This is a genomic window from Nocardia sp. BSTN01 (genome assembly GCF_015354405.1).
In the GTDB taxonomy this organism is placed as follows: Bacteria; Actinomycetota; Actinomycetes; order Mycobacteriales; family Mycobacteriaceae; genus Nocardia.
Map to the genome: position 1 here is coordinate 1 of NZ_JADKYP010000029.1, position 16,543 is coordinate 16,543.

General features: G+C 67.9%; 17 protein-coding genes and 1 tRNA gene. 11 read left to right on the forward strand and 7 right to left on the reverse strand.

What is annotated here, in order from left to right; genetic code table 11:
- Positions 1-108 precede the first annotated feature (108 nt).
- The 3 genes from IRT45_RS37820 to IRT45_RS21860 all read left to right on the forward strand — a co-directional run bounded on the left by IRT45_RS37820 (position 109) and on the right by IRT45_RS21860 (position 3,023).
- Positions 109-588, forward strand: a complete 480-nt coding sequence (locus IRT45_RS37820) for a TM2 domain-containing protein (RefSeq protein WP_194807704.1) — start codon at positions 109-111, stop codon at positions 586-588.
- A 103-nt stretch (positions 589-691) separates the two neighbouring features.
- Positions 692-2,113, forward strand: coding sequence for a pyruvate kinase (pyk, locus tag IRT45_RS21855; protein WP_083870718.1), 1,422 nt, complete (start codon positions 692-694; stop codon positions 2,111-2,113).
- Position 2,114: 1 nt separating this feature from the next.
- A complete protein-coding gene (locus tag IRT45_RS21860) occupies positions 2,115-3,023 on the forward strand; it encodes an acyl-CoA thioesterase II (protein ID WP_051042298.1) in 909 nt (302 codons plus the stop codon).
- An 11-nt stretch (positions 3,024-3,034) separates the two neighbouring features.
- Here the strand turns inward: IRT45_RS21860 and IRT45_RS21865 are convergent, their stop codons facing one another.
- The 4 genes from IRT45_RS21865 to IRT45_RS21880 form a co-directional block, all read right to left on the reverse strand.
- Positions 3,035-3,439: a hypothetical protein gene (locus IRT45_RS21865; protein ID WP_194807705.1), complete on the reverse strand. Its 405-nt coding sequence runs from the start codon at positions 3,437-3,439 to the stop codon at positions 3,035-3,037.
- Positions 3,440-3,546: 107 nt separating this feature from the next.
- Positions 3,547-4,176 (reverse strand): low molecular weight phosphatase family protein, encoded by a 630-nt coding sequence (locus IRT45_RS21870; protein WP_194807706.1) that lies wholly within the window; start codon positions 4,174-4,176, stop codon positions 3,547-3,549.
- Between the two features lie 147 nt (positions 4,177-4,323).
- Positions 4,324-4,905, reverse strand: coding sequence for a phenylacetaldoxime dehydratase family protein (locus IRT45_RS21875; protein WP_194807707.1), 582 nt, complete (start codon positions 4,903-4,905; stop codon positions 4,324-4,326).
- Positions 4,906-5,018: 113 nt separating this feature from the next.
- Positions 5,019-5,105, reverse strand: a tRNA-Leu gene (locus IRT45_RS21880).
- 197 nt (positions 5,106-5,302) lie between these two features.
- Here IRT45_RS21880 and IRT45_RS21885 point away from each other — a divergent pair.
- The 4 genes from IRT45_RS21885 to IRT45_RS21900 all read left to right on the forward strand — a co-directional run bounded on the left by IRT45_RS21885 (position 5,303) and on the right by IRT45_RS21900 (position 10,527).
- Positions 5,303-5,929 carry an ANTAR domain-containing response regulator gene (locus IRT45_RS21885; RefSeq protein WP_036500534.1) on the forward strand — a complete coding sequence of 209 codons (627 nt, stop codon included), beginning with the start codon at positions 5,303-5,305 and terminating at the stop codon, positions 5,927-5,929.
- 171 nt (positions 5,930-6,100) lie between these two features.
- A complete protein-coding gene (gene polA, locus IRT45_RS21890; protein ID WP_194807708.1) occupies positions 6,101-8,911 on the forward strand; it encodes a DNA polymerase I in 2,811 nt (936 codons plus the stop codon).
- 136 nt (positions 8,912-9,047) lie between these two features.
- Complete coding sequence (locus IRT45_RS21895) at positions 9,048-9,692, forward strand: class I SAM-dependent methyltransferase (protein WP_194807709.1); 645 nt, start codon at positions 9,048-9,050, stop codon at positions 9,690-9,692.
- 406 nt (positions 9,693-10,098) lie between these two features.
- Complete coding sequence (locus IRT45_RS21900; protein ID WP_036500539.1) at positions 10,099-10,527, forward strand: alpha-isopropylmalate synthase regulatory domain-containing protein; 429 nt, start codon at positions 10,099-10,101, stop codon at positions 10,525-10,527.
- Positions 10,528-10,616: 89 nt separating this feature from the next.
- On the opposite strand, the gene trxA is transcribed toward IRT45_RS21900, so the two are convergent.
- Both trxA and IRT45_RS21910 read right to left on the reverse strand, forming a co-directional pair.
- Complete coding sequence (gene trxA / locus IRT45_RS21905) at positions 10,617-10,982, reverse strand: thioredoxin (protein ID WP_030514619.1); 366 nt, start codon at positions 10,980-10,982, stop codon at positions 10,617-10,619.
- Between the two features lie 76 nt (positions 10,983-11,058).
- Complete coding sequence (locus tag IRT45_RS21910; protein ID WP_194807710.1) at positions 11,059-11,580, reverse strand: 2'-5' RNA ligase family protein; 522 nt, start codon at positions 11,578-11,580, stop codon at positions 11,059-11,061.
- Between the two features lie 187 nt (positions 11,581-11,767).
- On the opposite strand from IRT45_RS21910, the gene IRT45_RS21915 reads away from it, so the two are divergent.
- The 4 genes from IRT45_RS21915 to IRT45_RS21930 all read left to right on the forward strand — a co-directional run bounded on the left by IRT45_RS21915 (position 11,768) and on the right by IRT45_RS21930 (position 15,635).
- A complete protein-coding gene (locus tag IRT45_RS21915) occupies positions 11,768-12,832 on the forward strand; it encodes an isocitrate/isopropylmalate dehydrogenase family protein (protein WP_194807762.1) in 1,065 nt (354 codons plus the stop codon).
- Positions 12,833-12,984: 152 nt separating this feature from the next.
- Positions 12,985-13,893 (forward strand): ABC transporter substrate-binding protein, encoded by a 909-nt coding sequence (locus IRT45_RS21920; protein WP_309241091.1) that lies wholly within the window; start codon positions 12,985-12,987, stop codon positions 13,891-13,893.
- 6 nt (positions 13,894-13,899) lie between these two features.
- Positions 13,900-14,850, forward strand: coding sequence for an amino acid ABC transporter permease (locus IRT45_RS21925; protein ID WP_194807712.1), 951 nt, complete (start codon positions 13,900-13,902; stop codon positions 14,848-14,850).
- Positions 14,847-15,635 (forward strand): amino acid ABC transporter ATP-binding protein, encoded by a 789-nt coding sequence (locus IRT45_RS21930; protein ID WP_305082320.1) that lies wholly within the window; start codon positions 14,847-14,849, stop codon positions 15,633-15,635. The genes IRT45_RS21925 and IRT45_RS21930 overlap by 4 nt, the downstream gene beginning before the upstream one ends.
- A gap of 10 nt (positions 15,636-15,645) precedes the next feature.
- On the opposite strand, the gene IRT45_RS21935 is transcribed toward IRT45_RS21930, so the two are convergent.
- Complete coding sequence (locus tag IRT45_RS21935) at positions 15,646-16,488, reverse strand: oxidoreductase (protein WP_194807713.1); 843 nt, start codon at positions 16,486-16,488, stop codon at positions 15,646-15,648.
- Positions 16,489-16,543 lie beyond the last annotated feature (55 nt).

The following is a 16,543-nucleotide window of genomic DNA, read 5'->3' on the forward strand; positions in this document are numbered from 1 at the left end:
CCAATGCCGGGAACAGCGAGCGGCGGGCCGAAGGCAAGTCGGGTAAGCCGGGCCGGAAGAAGGCGGACAAGAGCTGAGCGGGCCGACCGCTCGAACCAGGAGGACTTCGTGACCGACCCCTATCAGCCGCAGCCCGGCTACGGCCCGCAGTACGGTGCACCGGGTACCGGACCGGGGAATCCGGGCGGCTACGGCCCATCCGGCCCCTACGGCGCGGGTGGCCAATCCGGCCCCTACGGCTACAGCCAGCCCTACGGCCAGCCTGTCGACCCGTACGCCCAGCCCTATGCTCCCGCCCCCGGATACCCGCCCGCGCCCTACGGCATGGATCCGGAGGCGCCTTACGGGCGCAACATGTACGGCGAACCGTTCTCGGACAAATCGAAGCTCACCGCCGGGCTGCTGCAACTGTTCGTCGGCGGCCTCGGAATCGGCCGGTTCTACCTCGGCTACACCGGCATCGGCGTCGCCCAGCTGCTGGTCACGCTGTTCACCTGTGGGCTGGGCGGCATCTGGCCGTTCATCGACGCGATCATGATCCTCACCGGCAAAGTTCGCGACCCGTACAACCGTCCCCTGCAGGAGTGACGACCATGCCGGGTAAATATGTGATGTCCGTCATATTTTCGTCGATTGACAGTGGTGGGTGTGCCGATCAGCGCCACTGCGGCGGCAGGACTAGGCTCGGTTCGTGATGCGACGGACAAAGATTGTGTGCACCCTCGGACCGGCCACCGCCACCGAGGACCGGATCCGTGAACTTGTCGACAGCGGCATGGACGTGGCCCGGTTGAATTTCAGTCACGGAGAACACGCCGATCACGCCGAGAACTATCACAAGGTGCGGCACGCCGCCGAGCAGATGGGCCGTGCGGTCGGCATTCTCGCCGACCTGCAGGGACCGAAGATCCGCTTGGGCCGATTCATCGACGGCCGCACCGTGTGGGCGACGGGCGAGGAGGTGCGAATCACGGTAGACGACGTGGAAGGCACCCACGATCGCGTCTCCACCACCTACAAACAACTATCGGAAGACGCCAAGGCCGGTGACCGGCTGCTCGTCGACGACGGCAAGGTCGGCCTGACCGTGATCCGCGTCGAGGGCAACGACGTGGTGTGCCGTGTGACCGAGGGCGGTCCGGTCTCCAACAACAAGGGCGTCTCGCTGCCGGGTATGGACGTTTCCGTTCCGGCGTTGTCCGACAAGGACATCGAGGATCTGGAATTCGCCCTGCGGCTGGGCGTCGACTTCATCGCCCTGTCGTTCGTGCGGTCGCCGTCGGACGTCGAGCTGGTCCACGACATCATGGATCGCGTCGGCCGCCGGGTGCCGGTGATCGGCAAACTCGAAAAGCCCGAAGCCATCGACAATCTCGAGGCGATCGTGCTCGCGTTCGACGCGATCATGGTGGCCCGTGGCGACCTCGGCGTCGAGCTGCCGCTCGAGCAGGTGCCGCTGGTGCAGAAGCGGTCGATCCAGATGGCAAGGGAGAACGCGAAACCCGTCATCGTCGCCACCCAGATGCTGGAGTCGATGATCGGCAACTCCCGCCCGACCCGCGCCGAGGCCTCCGATGTCGCCAACGCGGTGCTCGACGGCGCCGACGCGGTCATGCTCTCCGGTGAGACCTCGGTCGGCCAGTATCCGATCGAGACGGTGCGCACGATGGCGCGCATCGTGCACGCCGTGGAATCCGAATCCTCGACCCGGGTGCCACCACTGACCCACGTCCCGCGCACCAAGCGCGGCGTGATCTCCTATGCGGCCCGCGACATCGGCGAGCGGCTCAACGCCAAGGCGCTCGTGGCGTTCACCCAGTCCGGTGACACGGTGCGCCGGCTGGCCCGCCTGCACACCACGCTGCCGCTGCTGGCATTCACCCCGCTGCCGGATGTGCGCAGTCAGCTGGCGCTGACCTGGGGTGTGGAAACCTTCATCGTCCCGCCGGTCGGTACCACCGACGAGATGATCGGCCAGGTCGACAAAGAACTGCTGTCGCTGAATCGCTACGCCAAGGGCGACCTCGTGGTGATCGTGGCCGGTTCCCCGCCGGGAACCGTCGGCTCCACGAACCTGATCCACGTGCATCGCATCGGCGAGGAGGACCACTGAGGTGAGTGCATCACTGGGCGAATCGGTCGGCACCGGCCGCGAGAGCGGGGGCGATCTCGCCGTCCTGCTCGGCCTGCTCGAACTCGAGGAGATCGGCGAGGACGTTTTCCTCGGTCACCATCCGGAGAAGGTGTGGAGTCGCACCTTCGGCGGCCAGCTGGTGGCGCAGGCGATCATCGCGGCCGGTCGCACGGTCGGGCCGGGGCGCCCGGTGCATGCGGTCAACGCGCATTTCGTGCGCGGCGGGGATGTGCGCAAACCGATCGAATACCGGGTCGAACGCCATCGTGACGGGCGTGCCTTCGCCAACCGCACGGTGACGGCGTATCAGGGCGATCAGGAACTGTTCGTGATGCTGGCGGCGTTCCAGGACTGGGCCAAGGGCCTGGAACACGCCAGCCCGCAGCCGCAGGTGCCCGATCCGGACGGACTGCCCCGCGTGGAGGAGTCCTTCTCCGGATTCGAGGACAAACTGCAGATGTTCGTGCAGGCGCCGCATCCGATCGATATGCGCTACACCAACGATCCGGCGTGGATTCTCAAGGGCACCGGCGGCACCCTCAACCACAACCGGGTGTGGATGAAGGCCGACGGCGAACTGCCCGACGATCCGCTGATCCACGTTGCGACGCTGGGCTATTCGTCGGACACGACGGTGCTGGATTCGATCATCACCACGCACGGGTTGTCGTGGGGGCACGACCGGATCGTGGCCGCCACGGTGAACCATTCGATCTGGTTCCACCGTCCGTTCCGCTTCGACGACTGGGCGCTGTACGCGACGCAGTCACCGGTGGCCGCCGGTTCGCGCGGTCTGGCCACCGGTCACTTCTACTCACGGGCCGGTGAGCTGCTGGCCACCGTCGTGCAGGAAGGCGTGATCAGGCACTTCCCGGCGCGCGGCAAGTAGCGCGGCGCCGGTCAGAGGCGTTCGCGGTTCTCGTCGAAGTCGTAGCTGTCGCGATGGAGTGCGGAAATCGTGTAGGGGACGGCGTCGGCGGTGGTGGCGATCCCGAGGACCAATCGGTGCTCGAGTGCGGCCAGGCCGGATTCGGTCAGCTGATCGGGATCGCCCACCAGGCTGAGCGCGATCTCGTAGGTGCAGCGCGAGCCGGGGTCGCGGTGGGGGTGTTCCAGGCGCCACTGCGTCTCCAGCACCGTGTGATCGGGCTGATCGGCGTCGACGGGCAGAGTGAAGCGCCAGGCGAAAACATCGTGCTCGGCGAGGTGGTCGTCGACCACGCAGCGCACGGTGTGCACGACGCGGTCGAGCGTTTCCGGTGTGACGTAAACATGGAGTGAAACATCCGAAATTCGTTTCGGCATGTCTGTGTCCTGTTCCGGTGTCGAACCATCGGCGTCGGCAGTTTCCGCGGGGAGTCTAACCCCGGATCCCGATCCGCGGGAGAGCGGCATGCCCGGCGCCGGATTGTTCAGGCGTGTCGGCCGATTCGCACGGGCTCGATGCCCCACGGCGGGGTCTCGATCCGCCCGCCGGGCAGCAGTACCAGGCGGGGCCGGCCGGACTGCGTGCGCCCCGCGTCGCGATGGGCGTGCAACGCGAGCAGCAGCGGGACCAGCGTCTCGGCGATCCGATCGCCGACGGCACAGTACTTTTCGCTCGACAGCCCGACCGGGTCGGCGATGTTCTCCCGCCCCACCAGGGCGAGATCGTTTCGGGCACTGTCGATGTGGGCGATCGTGCGAGCGCCGGAGACCTTCGCCACCCGGTAGGCCTCGAGCAGCGTGAAGGTCCGGGGCCGGGCCTTCGGCACCAGGTCGATGATGTGGTCGCGGATCTGCTCGGTCATCGCGAGCACGAGATCCGCGCGCGCGACCATCTCCGGCTTCACCTTGCGTGCTGAGAAGTTGCCAGGATCGCCGCCGAGGCCCGTGATGATCTGTGCCGCAAGGGGATCGACGCCGAAGCCGACGAGTGCACGGGTGCCGGCGCTCTCGGCGGTGAGGTCGTCGAGACCGTGTTCGGCGGCGACGGCGCGGGTCAGACGTTCGGCGATCACCGAGCGGCAGACGTTGCCGGAGCAGACGAACAGGACGTGCATGACTGCTACGGTAGGTAGCCGCGGCCCCCGGCGGAAGCCGGAGACGGCCGAAAACCGCTGATTTCACGCGATGTTCAGCTGCCGGTAGCGGGTCGCATTCGACCGTTTGCCGACTTTTCGCTGACCCGCTGCACGAACGGTGTGGCGCTACGCCTGGCGGTCCGCCTCGGATCCGTCGGCGGCGGAAGCGTTTCGATAGTAGGTGGTTTCCTCGACGACGGGCGCGACCGTCGGCTCCGCACCGAGGTGCGCGCTGTCCGCGCCGGCGCGGGCGGCGTTGTCCTGTGCCCGGCCGCGCGCACTGAACAGCGGTCCGCGCATCGCCCGGGTCGGGGCGAACGCGCCCAGGCCGGTGGGCGTGGTCATATCGTCGTACATGGTGTCGATGCCGCCGCGCAGGAAATAGGCCTCGTGCCAGAATCCGGTGCCGCCGGAGTCGCGCAGGAACCGCTGCCACCAGTCGCGGTGCGGCTGGGAACGGGTCCAGCGCTCCAGGCTGTCCAGATCGCGCCAGTATTGGCGGGCGCCCCAGTGCGGTGGGAACAGCGACCAGATGATGTCCTCGTGCCGCAGCAGCCCGTCGGGTCGATCATGATGGGAGCGATACAGTTTCGGCCCGAGGCCGAGCAGACGCAGCATCCCCCGCGGGGTCCGCACCCGCATCCCCAGATAGATCACCACCAGATCGGGATATCCCGAAAGATCCGCGGTGAGCCGGTTCACCCGCATACGCGCGACCTCCTCCTGCCCGGGGTCGTGTGCCCCACCCTACGCGTATCCACGGGACAACCTGCCGATTCGGTTCGAATACGACAAAAGCGGCCCGATCGGACCGCCGAAGATGGTGCCGAGTGTGGGACTCGAACCCACACGTCCGTGAGGACAACGGTTTTTGAGACCGTCGCGTCTGCCAGTTCCGCCAACTCGGCGCACCGGGAGGAAATGATAGCCGGTGGGTGCCCAGGTTACCGAATCGGTCCCGCGCTGGCGGGTTCGCGCTGGGTAGATGGGTTGTGAGCGAAGTTGAACGGTACGCTTTAGGACACTCGGCTGTGCGTGGCCGGTGACAGGGTGGGACCGGAGGCGCACATCGGGTATCGGCATCGGAATATCGAGGGGTCTGTCTATGGGAACGAATGCAGGGGGCGCGGGCGCGAAGCAGGACGCGCCGGCTGCCGCGAAGCGTGTCGTGGTGGCCGAGGACGAGGCGCTCATCCGGATGGACCTTGTGGAGATGCTCTCCGAGGAGGGCTACCAGGTGGTGGGCGAGGCCGGCGACGGCCAGCAGGCGGTCGATCTGGCCGTGGAACTGCGCCCGGATCTGGTCATCATGGACGTGAAGATGCCGCGGCGCGACGGTATCGATGCCGCCGGTGAAATCGCCTCCAAACGTGTTGCGCCCGTGGTGATTCTGACCGCGTTCAGCCAGCGTGACCTGGTGGAGCGGGCGCGCGACGCGGGTGCGATGGCGTATCTGGTGAAGCCGTTCACGAAATCGGATCTGGTGCCCGCGATCGAGTTGGCGGCCAGCCGTTTTCACGAGATCTCGGCGCTGGAACAGGAGGTCGCGAACCTCTCCGACCGCCTGGAGACCCGCAAACTGGTCGAGCGCGCGAAGGGCGTGCTGATGCAGACGCAGGGCCTGTCGGAACCGCAGGCGTTCAAGTGGATCCAGCGCACCGCGATGGATCGCCGCACCACCATGAAGGCGGTCGCGGAGGTCGTCCTGGACAATCTCGCGCCGAAGTCCTGATCGCCCGCTCGTGGCCGGCCGCGCATCATGTGCCGGCCACGACGGTCGCGCGTGGGCGTGACACAGCTGTTGGTCCGGTGGGGTGGGTGTGGCCTGCGTGACAGCGGGCGGCCGGATCCGCGCGGGCGAATTCGAACGCGACATCTGCCGGTTCGTGCCCGGTGGCCGGGGATGTCGGTGCTTGTCCCTAGACTCTGTGCCGTGACTCCAGCTTCCACCGATCAGCGTCAGGGCAGTGTGTCGTCCACCACCGCCGCAGCGGCAGCGCCGAAAGCCGGCAGTACGGCGGCGGGTGCCCCCGGCGAGCGTCCCACGCTGTTGTTGCTGGACGGCCATTCCCTGGCCTACCGCGCCTTCTACGCGCTACCGGCGGAGAACTTCAAGACCGTCACCGGGCAGACCACCAACGCGGTCTACGGCTTCACCGCCATGCTGATCAACCTGCTGCGCGACGAGCGGCCGACCCATGTGGCGGCCGCGTTCGACGTCAGCCGGAAGACCTTCCGGGTCGAGGCCTACCCGGAGTACAAGGCCAACCGCATCACCACGCCCGACGAATTCCGCGGACAGGTGGAGATCACCCAGGAGGTGCTCGGCGCGCTCGGTATCCCGGTGATGGCCATCGAGGGCTACGAGGCCGACGACATCATCGCCACCCTCGCGACTCAGGCTGTGCCGCAAGGTTTCCGGGTGCTCATCGTCACCGGAGACCGGGATTCGCTGCAACTGGTCAATGCCGATGTCACCGTGCTGTACCCGAAGAAGGGTGTCTCCGAGCTCACCCGGTTCACGCCGGAGGCGGTCGAGGAGAAGTACGGCCTGACCCCCGCCCAGTACCCGGATTTCGCGGCACTGCGTGGCGACCCGAGTGACAATCTGCCCGGCATTCCGGGCGTGGGGGAGAAGACGGCGACCAAGTGGATTCGCGAATTCGGCGATCTGCCCTCCTTGGTCGAGCGGGTCGACGAGGTGCGCGGCAAGGTCGGCGACGCGCTGCGCGCGAACCTGTCCAGTGTGGTGCTCAACCGGCAGCTCACCGAGATGGTCAAGGATGTTCCGCTGCCGTACACCCCGGAGCAGCTGGCCCAGCAGCCGTGGGATCGCGACAAGATCCACCGCCTGTTCGACGATCTCGAGTTCCGGGTGCTGCGGGACCGGCTGTTCGAAACGCTGGCGCCGCCGGAGCCGGAGGCCGAGAGCGGTTTCGAGATCAGCGGCGGCCCGGTCGCGCCCGGCGCCGCCGCGGACTGGCTGGCCGAGCATGCGAAAGCCGGTGCCCGCCACGGCGTTTCGATCGTGGGGACGACCACGCCCGTGCAGGGTGATGTGAAGGCGATCGCGATCGCCGCCGCCGACGGGGAGGGCGGCTACTTCGATGTGGTCGGGCTGACCCTCGAGGACGAGCTCGCCATCGGTCGCTGGCTCGCCGACCCCGAGACCCCGAAGGCCGTGCACGAGGCCAAGGCGGCCATCCACGCCCTGCGCGGGCGCGGCTGGCGGCTCGCCGGGCTCACCAGCGACACCGCGCTCGCGGCCTATCTGGTCCGGCCCGGACAGCGCACCTTCAACCTCGACGATCTGTCGTTGCGGTACCTGTCGCGGGAGTTGCGGGTCGAAGCCGCCGAGGACACCCAGTTGTCGCTGCTCGACGACGAAGATCAGGTCGATACCGAACTGGCTCAGGCCGAGATCCTGCGCGCCCGCGCGGTGGCCGATCTGGCCGAGGCGTTCGACACCGAACTCGACCGCATCGAATCCGTGCCGCTGCTCACCGAGATGGAACTGCCGCTGCTGGGTGTGCTGGCCGAACTCGAGCACGCCGGCATCGCCGTCGACTGCGACGAACTGGACGGGTTGCAGCGCGAATTCGCCGACCGGGTGGCCTCGGCCGCGGCGGCGGCCTACGAGGTGATCGGTGAGCAGATCAACCTCGGTTCGCCGAAGCAACTGCAGGTGGTGCTGTTCGACAAACTGGATATGCCCAAGACGAAGCGGACCAAGACGGGGTACACCACCGACGCCGACGCGCTCGAGTCGCTGTTCGAGAAGACCCAGCATCCCTTCCTGGAACATCTGCTGGCGCACCGCGACGCCACCCGCCTCAAGGTCACCGTGGACGGGCTGCTGAAGTCGGTCGCCGACGACGGCCGCATCCACACCACGTTCAACCAGACCATCGCCGCCACCGGCCGGTTGTCCTCGACCGAGCCGAATCTGCAGAACATCCCGATCCGCACGGACACGGGCCGGCGCATTCGCGACACCTTCGTCGTCGGCCCCGGCTACGAATCGCTGATGACGGCGGACTACAGCCAGATCGAGATGCGGATCATGGCGCACCTGTCCAAGGACGCCGGGCTGATCGAGGCGTTCAACTCGGGCGAAGACCTGCACAGCTTCGTCGCGTCCAAGGCCTTCGACATCCCGATCGCCGATGTGCACCCGGAGATGCGCCGCCGGATCAAGGCGATGTCCTACGGCCTGGCCTACGGCTTGTCCGCGTACGGGCTCTCGCAGCAGCTGCGGATCAGCGCCGAGGAGGCGAAGGCACAGATGGAGGTCTATTTCTCCCGTTTCGGCGCGATTCGCGACTATCTGCGCGACGCGGTGGACCAGGCGCGCAAGGTCGGCTACACCGAGACGCTGTTCGGCCGCCGCCGCTACCTGCCCGACCTGGATTCCAGCAACCGCCAGCGCCGCGAGGCCGCCGAGCGGATGGCGCTCAACGCGCCCATTCAGGGCACCGCCGCCGACATCATCAAGGTCGCGATGATCAACACCCAGGCCGCCATCGCCGAGGCGGGCCTGCGTTCGCGCATGCTGCTGCAGATCCACGACGAACTCGTCTTCGAGGTCGCCGCGGGTGAGCGGGAGGCGCTGGAAACGCTCGCGCGCGAACAGATGTCGAGCGCCATCGACCTGTCGGTGCCGCTCGAGGTCTCCGTCGGAGTGGGCCGCAGCTGGGACTCGGCCGCCCACTGACGGGCCCCGAAGGCGCCGGCCGGCCCAGTCTCGCGCGGCGTATGGCGCCACAGACGGGATGTGCCGCGCACGGTGCGGGAAATCGCCTCTCCGGCGGTCGATACGCGGTCGACCCGCTACATCGTAGGGTGGCGCGATGGGTGCAGTGGACTGGGATCACAACGCCTTCTACCACCGGACGCTGCTGCGGCAGCTGCCCCAGCACTGTGAGCGGATCCTCGAAGTCGGTTGCGGGGCGGGCACTTTGGCGGCCGAGCTGGCGCGGCGTGCCGACCGGGTCGACGCGGTGGACCGCTCGCCGGAGATGATCGAGGCGGCCCGCCGCGTCGTTCCGGACAACGTCGCCTGCGTGCGTGCCGACATACTCGATCACCCGCTGCCGGAGGCCTCCTACGACGCCGTCGTATCGCTGACCACCCTCCATCACATGCCTCTCGAACGGGTGCTCCCGCGGCTCGCGCACACGCTACGGCCGGGCGGGGTGCTCGCGGTGATCGCGCTGCCGCGGGCCGATCCACTGCGCGAACTGCCCGCCGAAGTCACGGCGATACTCGCGCAACGCGTCTTCGGCCTGGCTTTCGCGACGCTGCGCGCGACGGGCCGCGGCGCCTGGTACGCACACGAACCCACACACGCGGCGATGCCGGTCCTGCTCGATCCGCCACTCACCACGCGCGAGGTCGCCCGCCGGGCGCGAGACATCCTGCCGGGCGCCCGCGTGCGCCGACTGGTGTTCTGGCGCTATCTGTTGCGGTGGGACAAATCCGGGCAACCCCGGTGACGACACGCCGAACCTGACCGCGACACATCCTGTGGACCCGCTGTGGCCTGCGCGAATGCGGCGCTCACCACGGCACTGTCCGTTGGCATACCGTTCACTCGAAAATGTGACGAAGTTACTCGTTGGTTCCGCCGCAATATTGTTGCCATCGTCGCGACGAGTCCATATTCTCGAAGCCGTGCCGAATCCCGCCGCAAGCCACAGCGCCGCGCGCAACGTCGCCGACCGCGACCGCGTGGTGCTCCTTCCGCTTACCGCGATGGTGGCTGCGGCGCGACTTCTCGTAGTACCTCGCCGTAGCGGGAGCTGATTCGGACCGGCCCCCTCGCTGCGGCCGTTGACAAGTGTTTGCGCTGGTCCCCTCTGTCATCCGACCAACGACAAAGCTTCGGGAAGACCTAGTCCAATGACGATCACCATTGATACACATGACTTCATCGCGGCCGCGCCCAAGGGGCTGCGCGCCGAATCCGCCGACCTGACGCCCGCGGAGTTCTACGACCGCTACTGTGCGCACACCGGCCCGGTCAAGCTCAGCGACTGGGCGCGGGCCGAACAGCGGGCGACCTATACCGCCACCATCGAACTGGCCGGACATGCGCGGACCGTGGTGTCCGCCGGTAGCCCGGTCGCCGCGTTGACCTCGGCGCTCTACGACGAGGGCTATCCGGTGGAGATTCTGCAGTTCCACCAGCGGCGCACCGGCAGCGGCACCGCCACCTTCGTGCAGTGCGAATGCAACGGCCGCCGAGGCTGGGGCGCCGCGCTCGCCGGAGACGGGCCGGAGTCGACCGTCCGGGCCATGATCGCCGGCATCAACAAACTCGGAAACTGAGCCGAGCTCGGCAACCGAGCGACGCGCGAAAAGGCCGGTGCCGCATCCCGTTTCGTGAGGAATCGGGATGCGGCACCGGTTCGGGCGGGTCAGCCCTGCTGCTGTTCGGCGAGCTGCTTGCGCACCTCTTCCATATCGAGCGCCTTCACCTGGGAGACCAGATCCTCGAGCGCGGCCGGCGGCAGTGCGCCCGGCTGCGCGAAGACCAGGACACCCTCGCGGAAGGCCATGATCGTGGGGATGGAGCGGATGTTGGCGGCGGCGGCGAGGCTCTGCTCGGCCTCGGTGTCGACCTTGCCGTGGACGACATCGGGATGCTGTTCCGAGGATGCCTCGAAGGTGGGCGCGAACGCCTTGCAGGGCCCGCACCAATCGGCCCAGAAATCGACGAGGACGACGTCGTTTCCGGTCACAATCTCGTCGAAGTTCTGCGCGGTCAGGGTCTGGGTGGCCATGGGTTCCTCTCGTGTCGTTGTCTGCGGTGCAACGCGGGACGCTGCGCGTATCTTCCGTGCGGCCGGCGTCCGCGGCTCAACCGTGGTCCCCACCCCCTGGGGCGATCGGCCACTCGATCCGCCGATCACCGTCCCACCGCCGAATACCCACCACGGTAGCCGCAAAATCCCGCTCGGCCGCCACCGCGTCGATCGCCGCGGGCCAGTGCTCCGATCTCAGCCGCCGTGCCAGCGTCACGTGCGGGGTCCACGCGTCCGGGCACATGTTCGCCGGAACGCCGGGGCATGCATCGACGACCGCCGCGATGCGCCGTTGCATCGTCAGCAGGTCCTCGGTGGGCACCACCAGCCGGACCAGAATCGGATGGCGGGCGCCGAATATCAGCAGCCCGCCCAGCCGGATCGGGAGCGGCCGGAACGGCAGGGCGGCCAGCGTCCTGTCCATCCGGGGCCAGATCTCGCGGGCCACCGCGACGGTGATGTGCGGTCGGTGTTCCGGTGTGGGACTGTGCATTCCGGCCTCGGCCAGCATGCGCCACTGCCGGCGAATCTCGGCCTCCGCCGCCTCGTCGAGCACCAGTTCCACCGACTGCACCATGATTCAGGCCAACTTACGCGCGGAGATCGCGTGCGGTGCGTCGATTACCCGACTTCGGTCGGCGGTCCCGGGCCCGCGGTGAGCTCGATGACGGGCCACCCCATAGGGTGACCCGGTGTGCCGGGCCGCGGACCGGCCGGGACGGGGTGCGAGCAGAGGAGTGAGCGCGGTGGATGCGCGGCGGGTGATGCGGCTCGGGCTGATCGAGGGCGACGGCATCGGGCCGGAGGTGGTACAGGCGACCCGGGCGGTGGTGGACGAGGCGCTCGCCGCGGCCGGCGCGCCCACGCCGGAATGGGTCGAACTGCCGATCGGGCACGCGGCCATCGCCGAATGCGGGGAGCCTCTGCCGGAGTCCACGCTGTCCGCGCTCGCCGACCTCGACGCCTGGATTCTCGGTCCGCACGACAACGTCTCCTACGCGCCGCAGCACCGCATCGGGGCTCCGCCGGGCGGGGCGATCCGCAAACGCTTCGGCCTGTACGCGAATATCCGCCCGGCTCGGACCTTTGCGGGCGTGCGGGCGGCGGCGAAGGACATCGATCTGGTGATCGTGCGCGAGAACAGCGAGGGCTTCTACGCCGACCGCAACATGTTCGCCGGTTCGGGGGAATTCCGGCCCACCGCCGATGTCGCGATGGCCGTGGCCGTGATCACCCGGACCGCGTGTGAACGCATCGCGCATCAGGCGTGCGCGCTCGCGGCGGCCCGGCGCGGCCGGTTGACGATCGTGCACAAGGCGAATGTGCTGCCGATGACGATGGGTCTGTTCCGCGACGTCTGCTCGGAGGTGGCCGCCGGCTACTCGGGCGTCGAGGTCGACGACGAACATGTCGACGCCGCGGCGGCCCATCTGGTCCGGGCGCCCGGTGACTACGACGTCCTGGTGACCGAGAACCTGTTCGGCGACATACTGTCCGACCTCGCGGGGGAACTCGCCGGTTCGCTGGGCCTGGCGGCTTCGCTGAACTGCTCGGCCGACAAGGCGATGGCGCAGGCGGTGCACGGCGCGGCTCCCGCGCTGGCGGGACGCAACCGGGCGAATCCGGGCGCTCTGCACCTGTCGGCCGCGATGCTGTTGCGCTGGCTGGGCACCCGGGACGGCGATCCGGCGCTGCTCGGCGCGGGCGACCGGATCGAGCGGGCGGTGGCGGCGACGCTGGCCGCCGGTATCGCCACCGCCGACCTCGGCGGACTGGCCTCGACCAGTGAATTCACCGAGCAGGTCCGGGCACGTGTGCATCGCCGGTGAATCGGCGTGTACCCCTGCCGCCGCTCGCGGCGCGCATTAACCTTCGGTAACCGACCGGCGCATCCCGTGCCGATCGCCTAGATTTTCGAATGGCTGCATTGCTACACGGCGACCCGCCCGCGGGGGCGGGTCGCGCGAATACGGAGGGCCGCGTGTCAGTTCGACTCGGCGCCCGCGGGTACATCCTGCGAGCCGCGTGCGTGATCGTCGGTGCGGCGGTGCTGGCGGCGGGATGTGCGGACAACACCGAGGACGAATCGCCGAAGGTGCCCAAGGTGCCGGTGACGAAGGTCGAGTCGATCGCCGCGCAGCTCCCGCCGAAGATCGCGCAGGCGGGACGGCTCGTGGTCGGTGTGAACGTTCCGTATCAGCCCAACGAGTACCGGGATCCGCACACCGGGCAGATCATCGGATTCGACGTCGACCTGATGGACGCGGTCGCGGATGTGCTCGGTGTGCGCGCCGACTATCAGGAAGCCGACTTCGAGAAGATCATCCCCGCGATCGAGGCCGGCACCGTCGATGTGGGGATGTCGTCGTTCACCGACAACCTGACGCGGGAGAAGACCGTCGACTTCGTCGACTATTTCTCCGCCGGCATCCAGTGGGCCCAACGCAAGGGCCGTCCCGTCGATCCGAACAACGCCTGCGGCAAGAAGGTCGCGGTGCAGCGCACCACCACCGAGGACATCGACGAGATCCCGGCGAAATCGAAGGCCTGTACCGATGCCGGCAAGCCCGAGATCCACAAGATGTCCTACGACGAACAGAGCGCGGCGGCCACCGCGCTGGTCCTCGGCCAGGTCGACGCCATGTCCGCCGACTCCCCGGTCACCGCGTACGCGATCAAGCGCAATCCCGACACCATCGAGGCCGCGGGTCCGGTGTTCGAGGCCGAACCCTACGGCTGGCCGGTGCCGAAGGGTTCGCCGCTGGCCCCGGTGCTGCAAGCGGCGCTGCAGCATCTGATCGATTCCGGCGTCTATCGCACCATCGCGCAGAACTGGGGCGTGGAGGCCGGTGCGGTCACCACGTCGGTCATCAACGGCGCGAAAGGCTGAGTGCACATGTCCGCGCAAACCCCCGCCGGCTCGCAGGCCGGCCCGCCCGAGGCATCGATGCCGGAGCCGATCGAGGCCGTACCGCTGCGGCGTCCGGGACGCTGGATCGCCGCGGCGGTGCTGCTGATCCTGCTCGGACTGTTCGTCTACGGCGCCGCCACCAATCCGGCCTATCGCTGGGACACCTACTGGAAGTATCTGTTCGATCGGCGGATATCCGAGGGCGCGGTGGTCACCCTCGAATTGACCGTGCTGGCGATGGCGATCGGCGTCGTGCTCGGCGTGATTCTCGCGGTGATGCGGCTGTCGCCCAATCCGGTGCTGCGGTCGGTGTCGTGGGTGTATCTGTGGATCTTCCGCGGCACCCCGGTGTACATCCAACTCGTCTTCTGGGGCTTGTTCCCGGCGCTGTACAAATCGATTCAACTCGGAATCCCGTTCGGCGGGCCCAGTTTCGTGCAGTGGGATGTGCAGGACTGGTCGCAGCCGTTCATCTTCGCCATGATCGGCCTGGGATTGAACGAGGCCGCCTACATGGCCGAGATCGTGCGTGCCGGAGTCAATTCGGTGGGTGAGGGGCAGCGCGAGGCGTCGGTGGCGCTGGGCATGTCGTGGGGGCAGACCATGCGGCGCACGGTGTTGCCGCAGGCGATGCGGGTGATCATTCCGCCCACCGGCAACGAGCTGATCTCCATGTTGAAGACCACCTCACTGGTCACCGCGATCCCGCTGACGACCGATCTGTACGGTCGCGCCCGCGATATCTACGGCATCAACTTCCAGCCGATCCCGCTGCTGCTGGTCAGCGCGACCTGGTATCTGGCGATCACCAGTGTGCTGATGGTCGGCCAGTTCTATCTCGAGCGGTACTACTCGCGCGGGGTGACGCGGCAGTTGACCGGCCGGCAGCTGCGCGCGCTGGCCACCACTCAGCAGACCACGGAGGCCGGTAAATGAGCAGCGCCACGGTGGCTTCGGCCGATGTCCCGATGATCCGCGCCGAGCGGGTGTGCAAGAACTTCGGTGCGCTGCAAGTGTTGCAGGGGGTCTCGCTCGAGGTCGCGCGCGGGCAGGTGATGTGCCTGATCGGCCCGTCCGGCTCCGGCAAGTCGACCTTTCTGCGCTGTATCAACCATCTGGAACGGGTGAACGCCGGGCGGCTCTACGTCGACGGCGATCTGGTCGGCTATCGCGAGCGCGGCGGCAAACTCTACGAACTGCGTCCGCGGGAGTCGGCGCGCCAGCGCCGCGACGTCGGCATGGTGTTCCAGCATTTCAATCTGTTCCCGCATCGCACCGCGCTGGCGAATGTGGTCGAGGCGCCGATTCATGTGAAGAAGATCTCCCGCTCCCAGGCGGTCGCTCGCGCCCGGGAACTGCTCGATCGAGTCGGTTTGGCGGACAAGGCCGATGCCTATCCCGCGCAGCTGTCGGGCGGCCAGCAGCAGCGCGTCGCCATCGCCCGCGCCCTGGCGATGGACCCGAAGCTGATGCTGTTCGACGAGCCCACCTCCGCTCTGGATCCCGAACTGGTCGGCGAAGTCCTCACGGTCATGCGCGAATTGGCGCAATCGGGCATGACGATGGTGGTCGTCACGCACGAAATGGGTTTCGCCCGCGAGGTCGCCGACCAGCTGGTGTTCATGGACGGGGGAGTGGTGGTGGAGGCCGGGGATCCGCGCGAGGTGCTGGCGAATCCGCAACACGAGCGAACCCAGGCCTTCCTGTCCCGCATCCTGTAGGAAACGAGGCTCAGTCCTCGTCGAAAGCCGTTGCGCGCGCGACCTTCTCCCATTCGCCGATCTCGGCGCGCACGGAGTCGAGGTGACCGAGGAGGGTGTCGACCGAATCGCTGCCCAGCGGCAGCCGCAGCGGGGTGCGCTCGGCCTCGAGGGCGGCGCGGATGGCGGCCGCGGCCTTGGCCGGGTCGCCGGGCTGGGTGCCGTCGCCGCCCTCGATCATGCGACGCGTCTTGCCCGCGGTGTCGGCGTAAACGTCGGATTCGGCACTGAAATAGGCTGCGCCGGAACCGAACAGGCCGGTGCGGAAGGCACCGGGCTCCACGACGAGGACCCGGATGCCGAACGGCGCCACCTCGTCGGCCAGCGCCTCCGACAGTCCTTCCAGCGCGAATTTGGTGGCGCTGTAGGCGGAGAAGCCGGCGAACGACATCTGGCCGCCCACACTGCTCATCATCACGATCGCTCCGCTGCCCTGGGCGCGCATCTGCGGCAGGACGGCGCGGGTGAGGGCGGCGGGACCGAAGACATGCAGGTCGAACAGGTCCCGCAGTTCCCGGTCGGTGGTTTCCTCCACCGCGCCGACCTGGGTGCGCCCGGCATTGTTGACCAGCACGTCGATGCGGCCGTACCGCGCGATCACATCGGCGACGACCGCGTCGACGCGGTCGGTGTCGGTGACGTCGAGCGCCACGGCCTCGATGCGATCAGGGTGGGCGGCGACCAGATCGTCCAGCCCCGCGGTGCGGCGGGCGACCGCGACGACGATATCGCCGGCGTCGATCGCGTCCTGGGCGATCGCGCGGCCGAAACCGCTACTGGCGCCGGTGATCAGCCAGACCTTGCCTGTGCTCACGGAAACTCTCCTCGATAGTTCTGGATACGAGAGAAATCTTTGCCTGTCCCCAGTG

Excerpts from the sequence above, each read along its gene's own strand:
- IRT45_RS21865 (WP_194807705.1), bottom strand. The coding sequence starts at position 3,439 with ATGCCGAAACGAATTTCGGATGTTTCACTCCATGTTTACGTCACACCG.
- IRT45_RS21870 (WP_194807706.1), bottom strand. The coding sequence starts at position 4,176 with ATGCACGTCCTGTTCGTCTGCTCCGGCAACGTCTGCCGCTCGGTGATC.
- IRT45_RS21875 (WP_194807707.1), bottom strand. The coding sequence starts at position 4,905 with ATGCGGGTGAACCGGCTCACCGCGGATCTTTCGGGATATCCCGATCTG.
- IRT45_RS21885 (WP_036500534.1), top strand. The coding sequence starts at position 5,303 with ATGGGAACGAATGCAGGGGGCGCGGGCGCGAAGCAGGACGCGCCGGCT.
- polA (WP_194807708.1), top strand. The coding sequence starts at position 6,101 with ATGTCGGTGCTTGTCCCTAGACTCTGTGCCGTGACTCCAGCTTCCACC.
- IRT45_RS21895 (WP_194807709.1), top strand. The coding sequence starts at position 9,048 with ATGGGTGCAGTGGACTGGGATCACAACGCCTTCTACCACCGGACGCTG.
- IRT45_RS21900 (WP_036500539.1), top strand. The coding sequence starts at position 10,099 with ATGACGATCACCATTGATACACATGACTTCATCGCGGCCGCGCCCAAG.
- trxA (WP_030514619.1), bottom strand. The coding sequence starts at position 10,982 with ATGGCCACCCAGACCCTGACCGCGCAGAACTTCGACGAGATTGTGACC.
- IRT45_RS21910 (WP_194807710.1), bottom strand. The coding sequence starts at position 11,580 with ATGGTGCAGTCGGTGGAACTGGTGCTCGACGAGGCGGCGGAGGCCGAG.
- IRT45_RS21915 (WP_194807762.1), top strand. The coding sequence starts at position 11,768 with ATGCGGCTCGGGCTGATCGAGGGCGACGGCATCGGGCCGGAGGTGGTA.
- IRT45_RS21925 (WP_194807712.1), top strand. The coding sequence starts at position 13,900 with ATGTCCGCGCAAACCCCCGCCGGCTCGCAGGCCGGCCCGCCCGAGGCA.
- IRT45_RS21930 (WP_305082320.1), top strand. The coding sequence starts at position 14,847 with ATGAGCAGCGCCACGGTGGCTTCGGCCGATGTCCCGATGATCCGCGCC.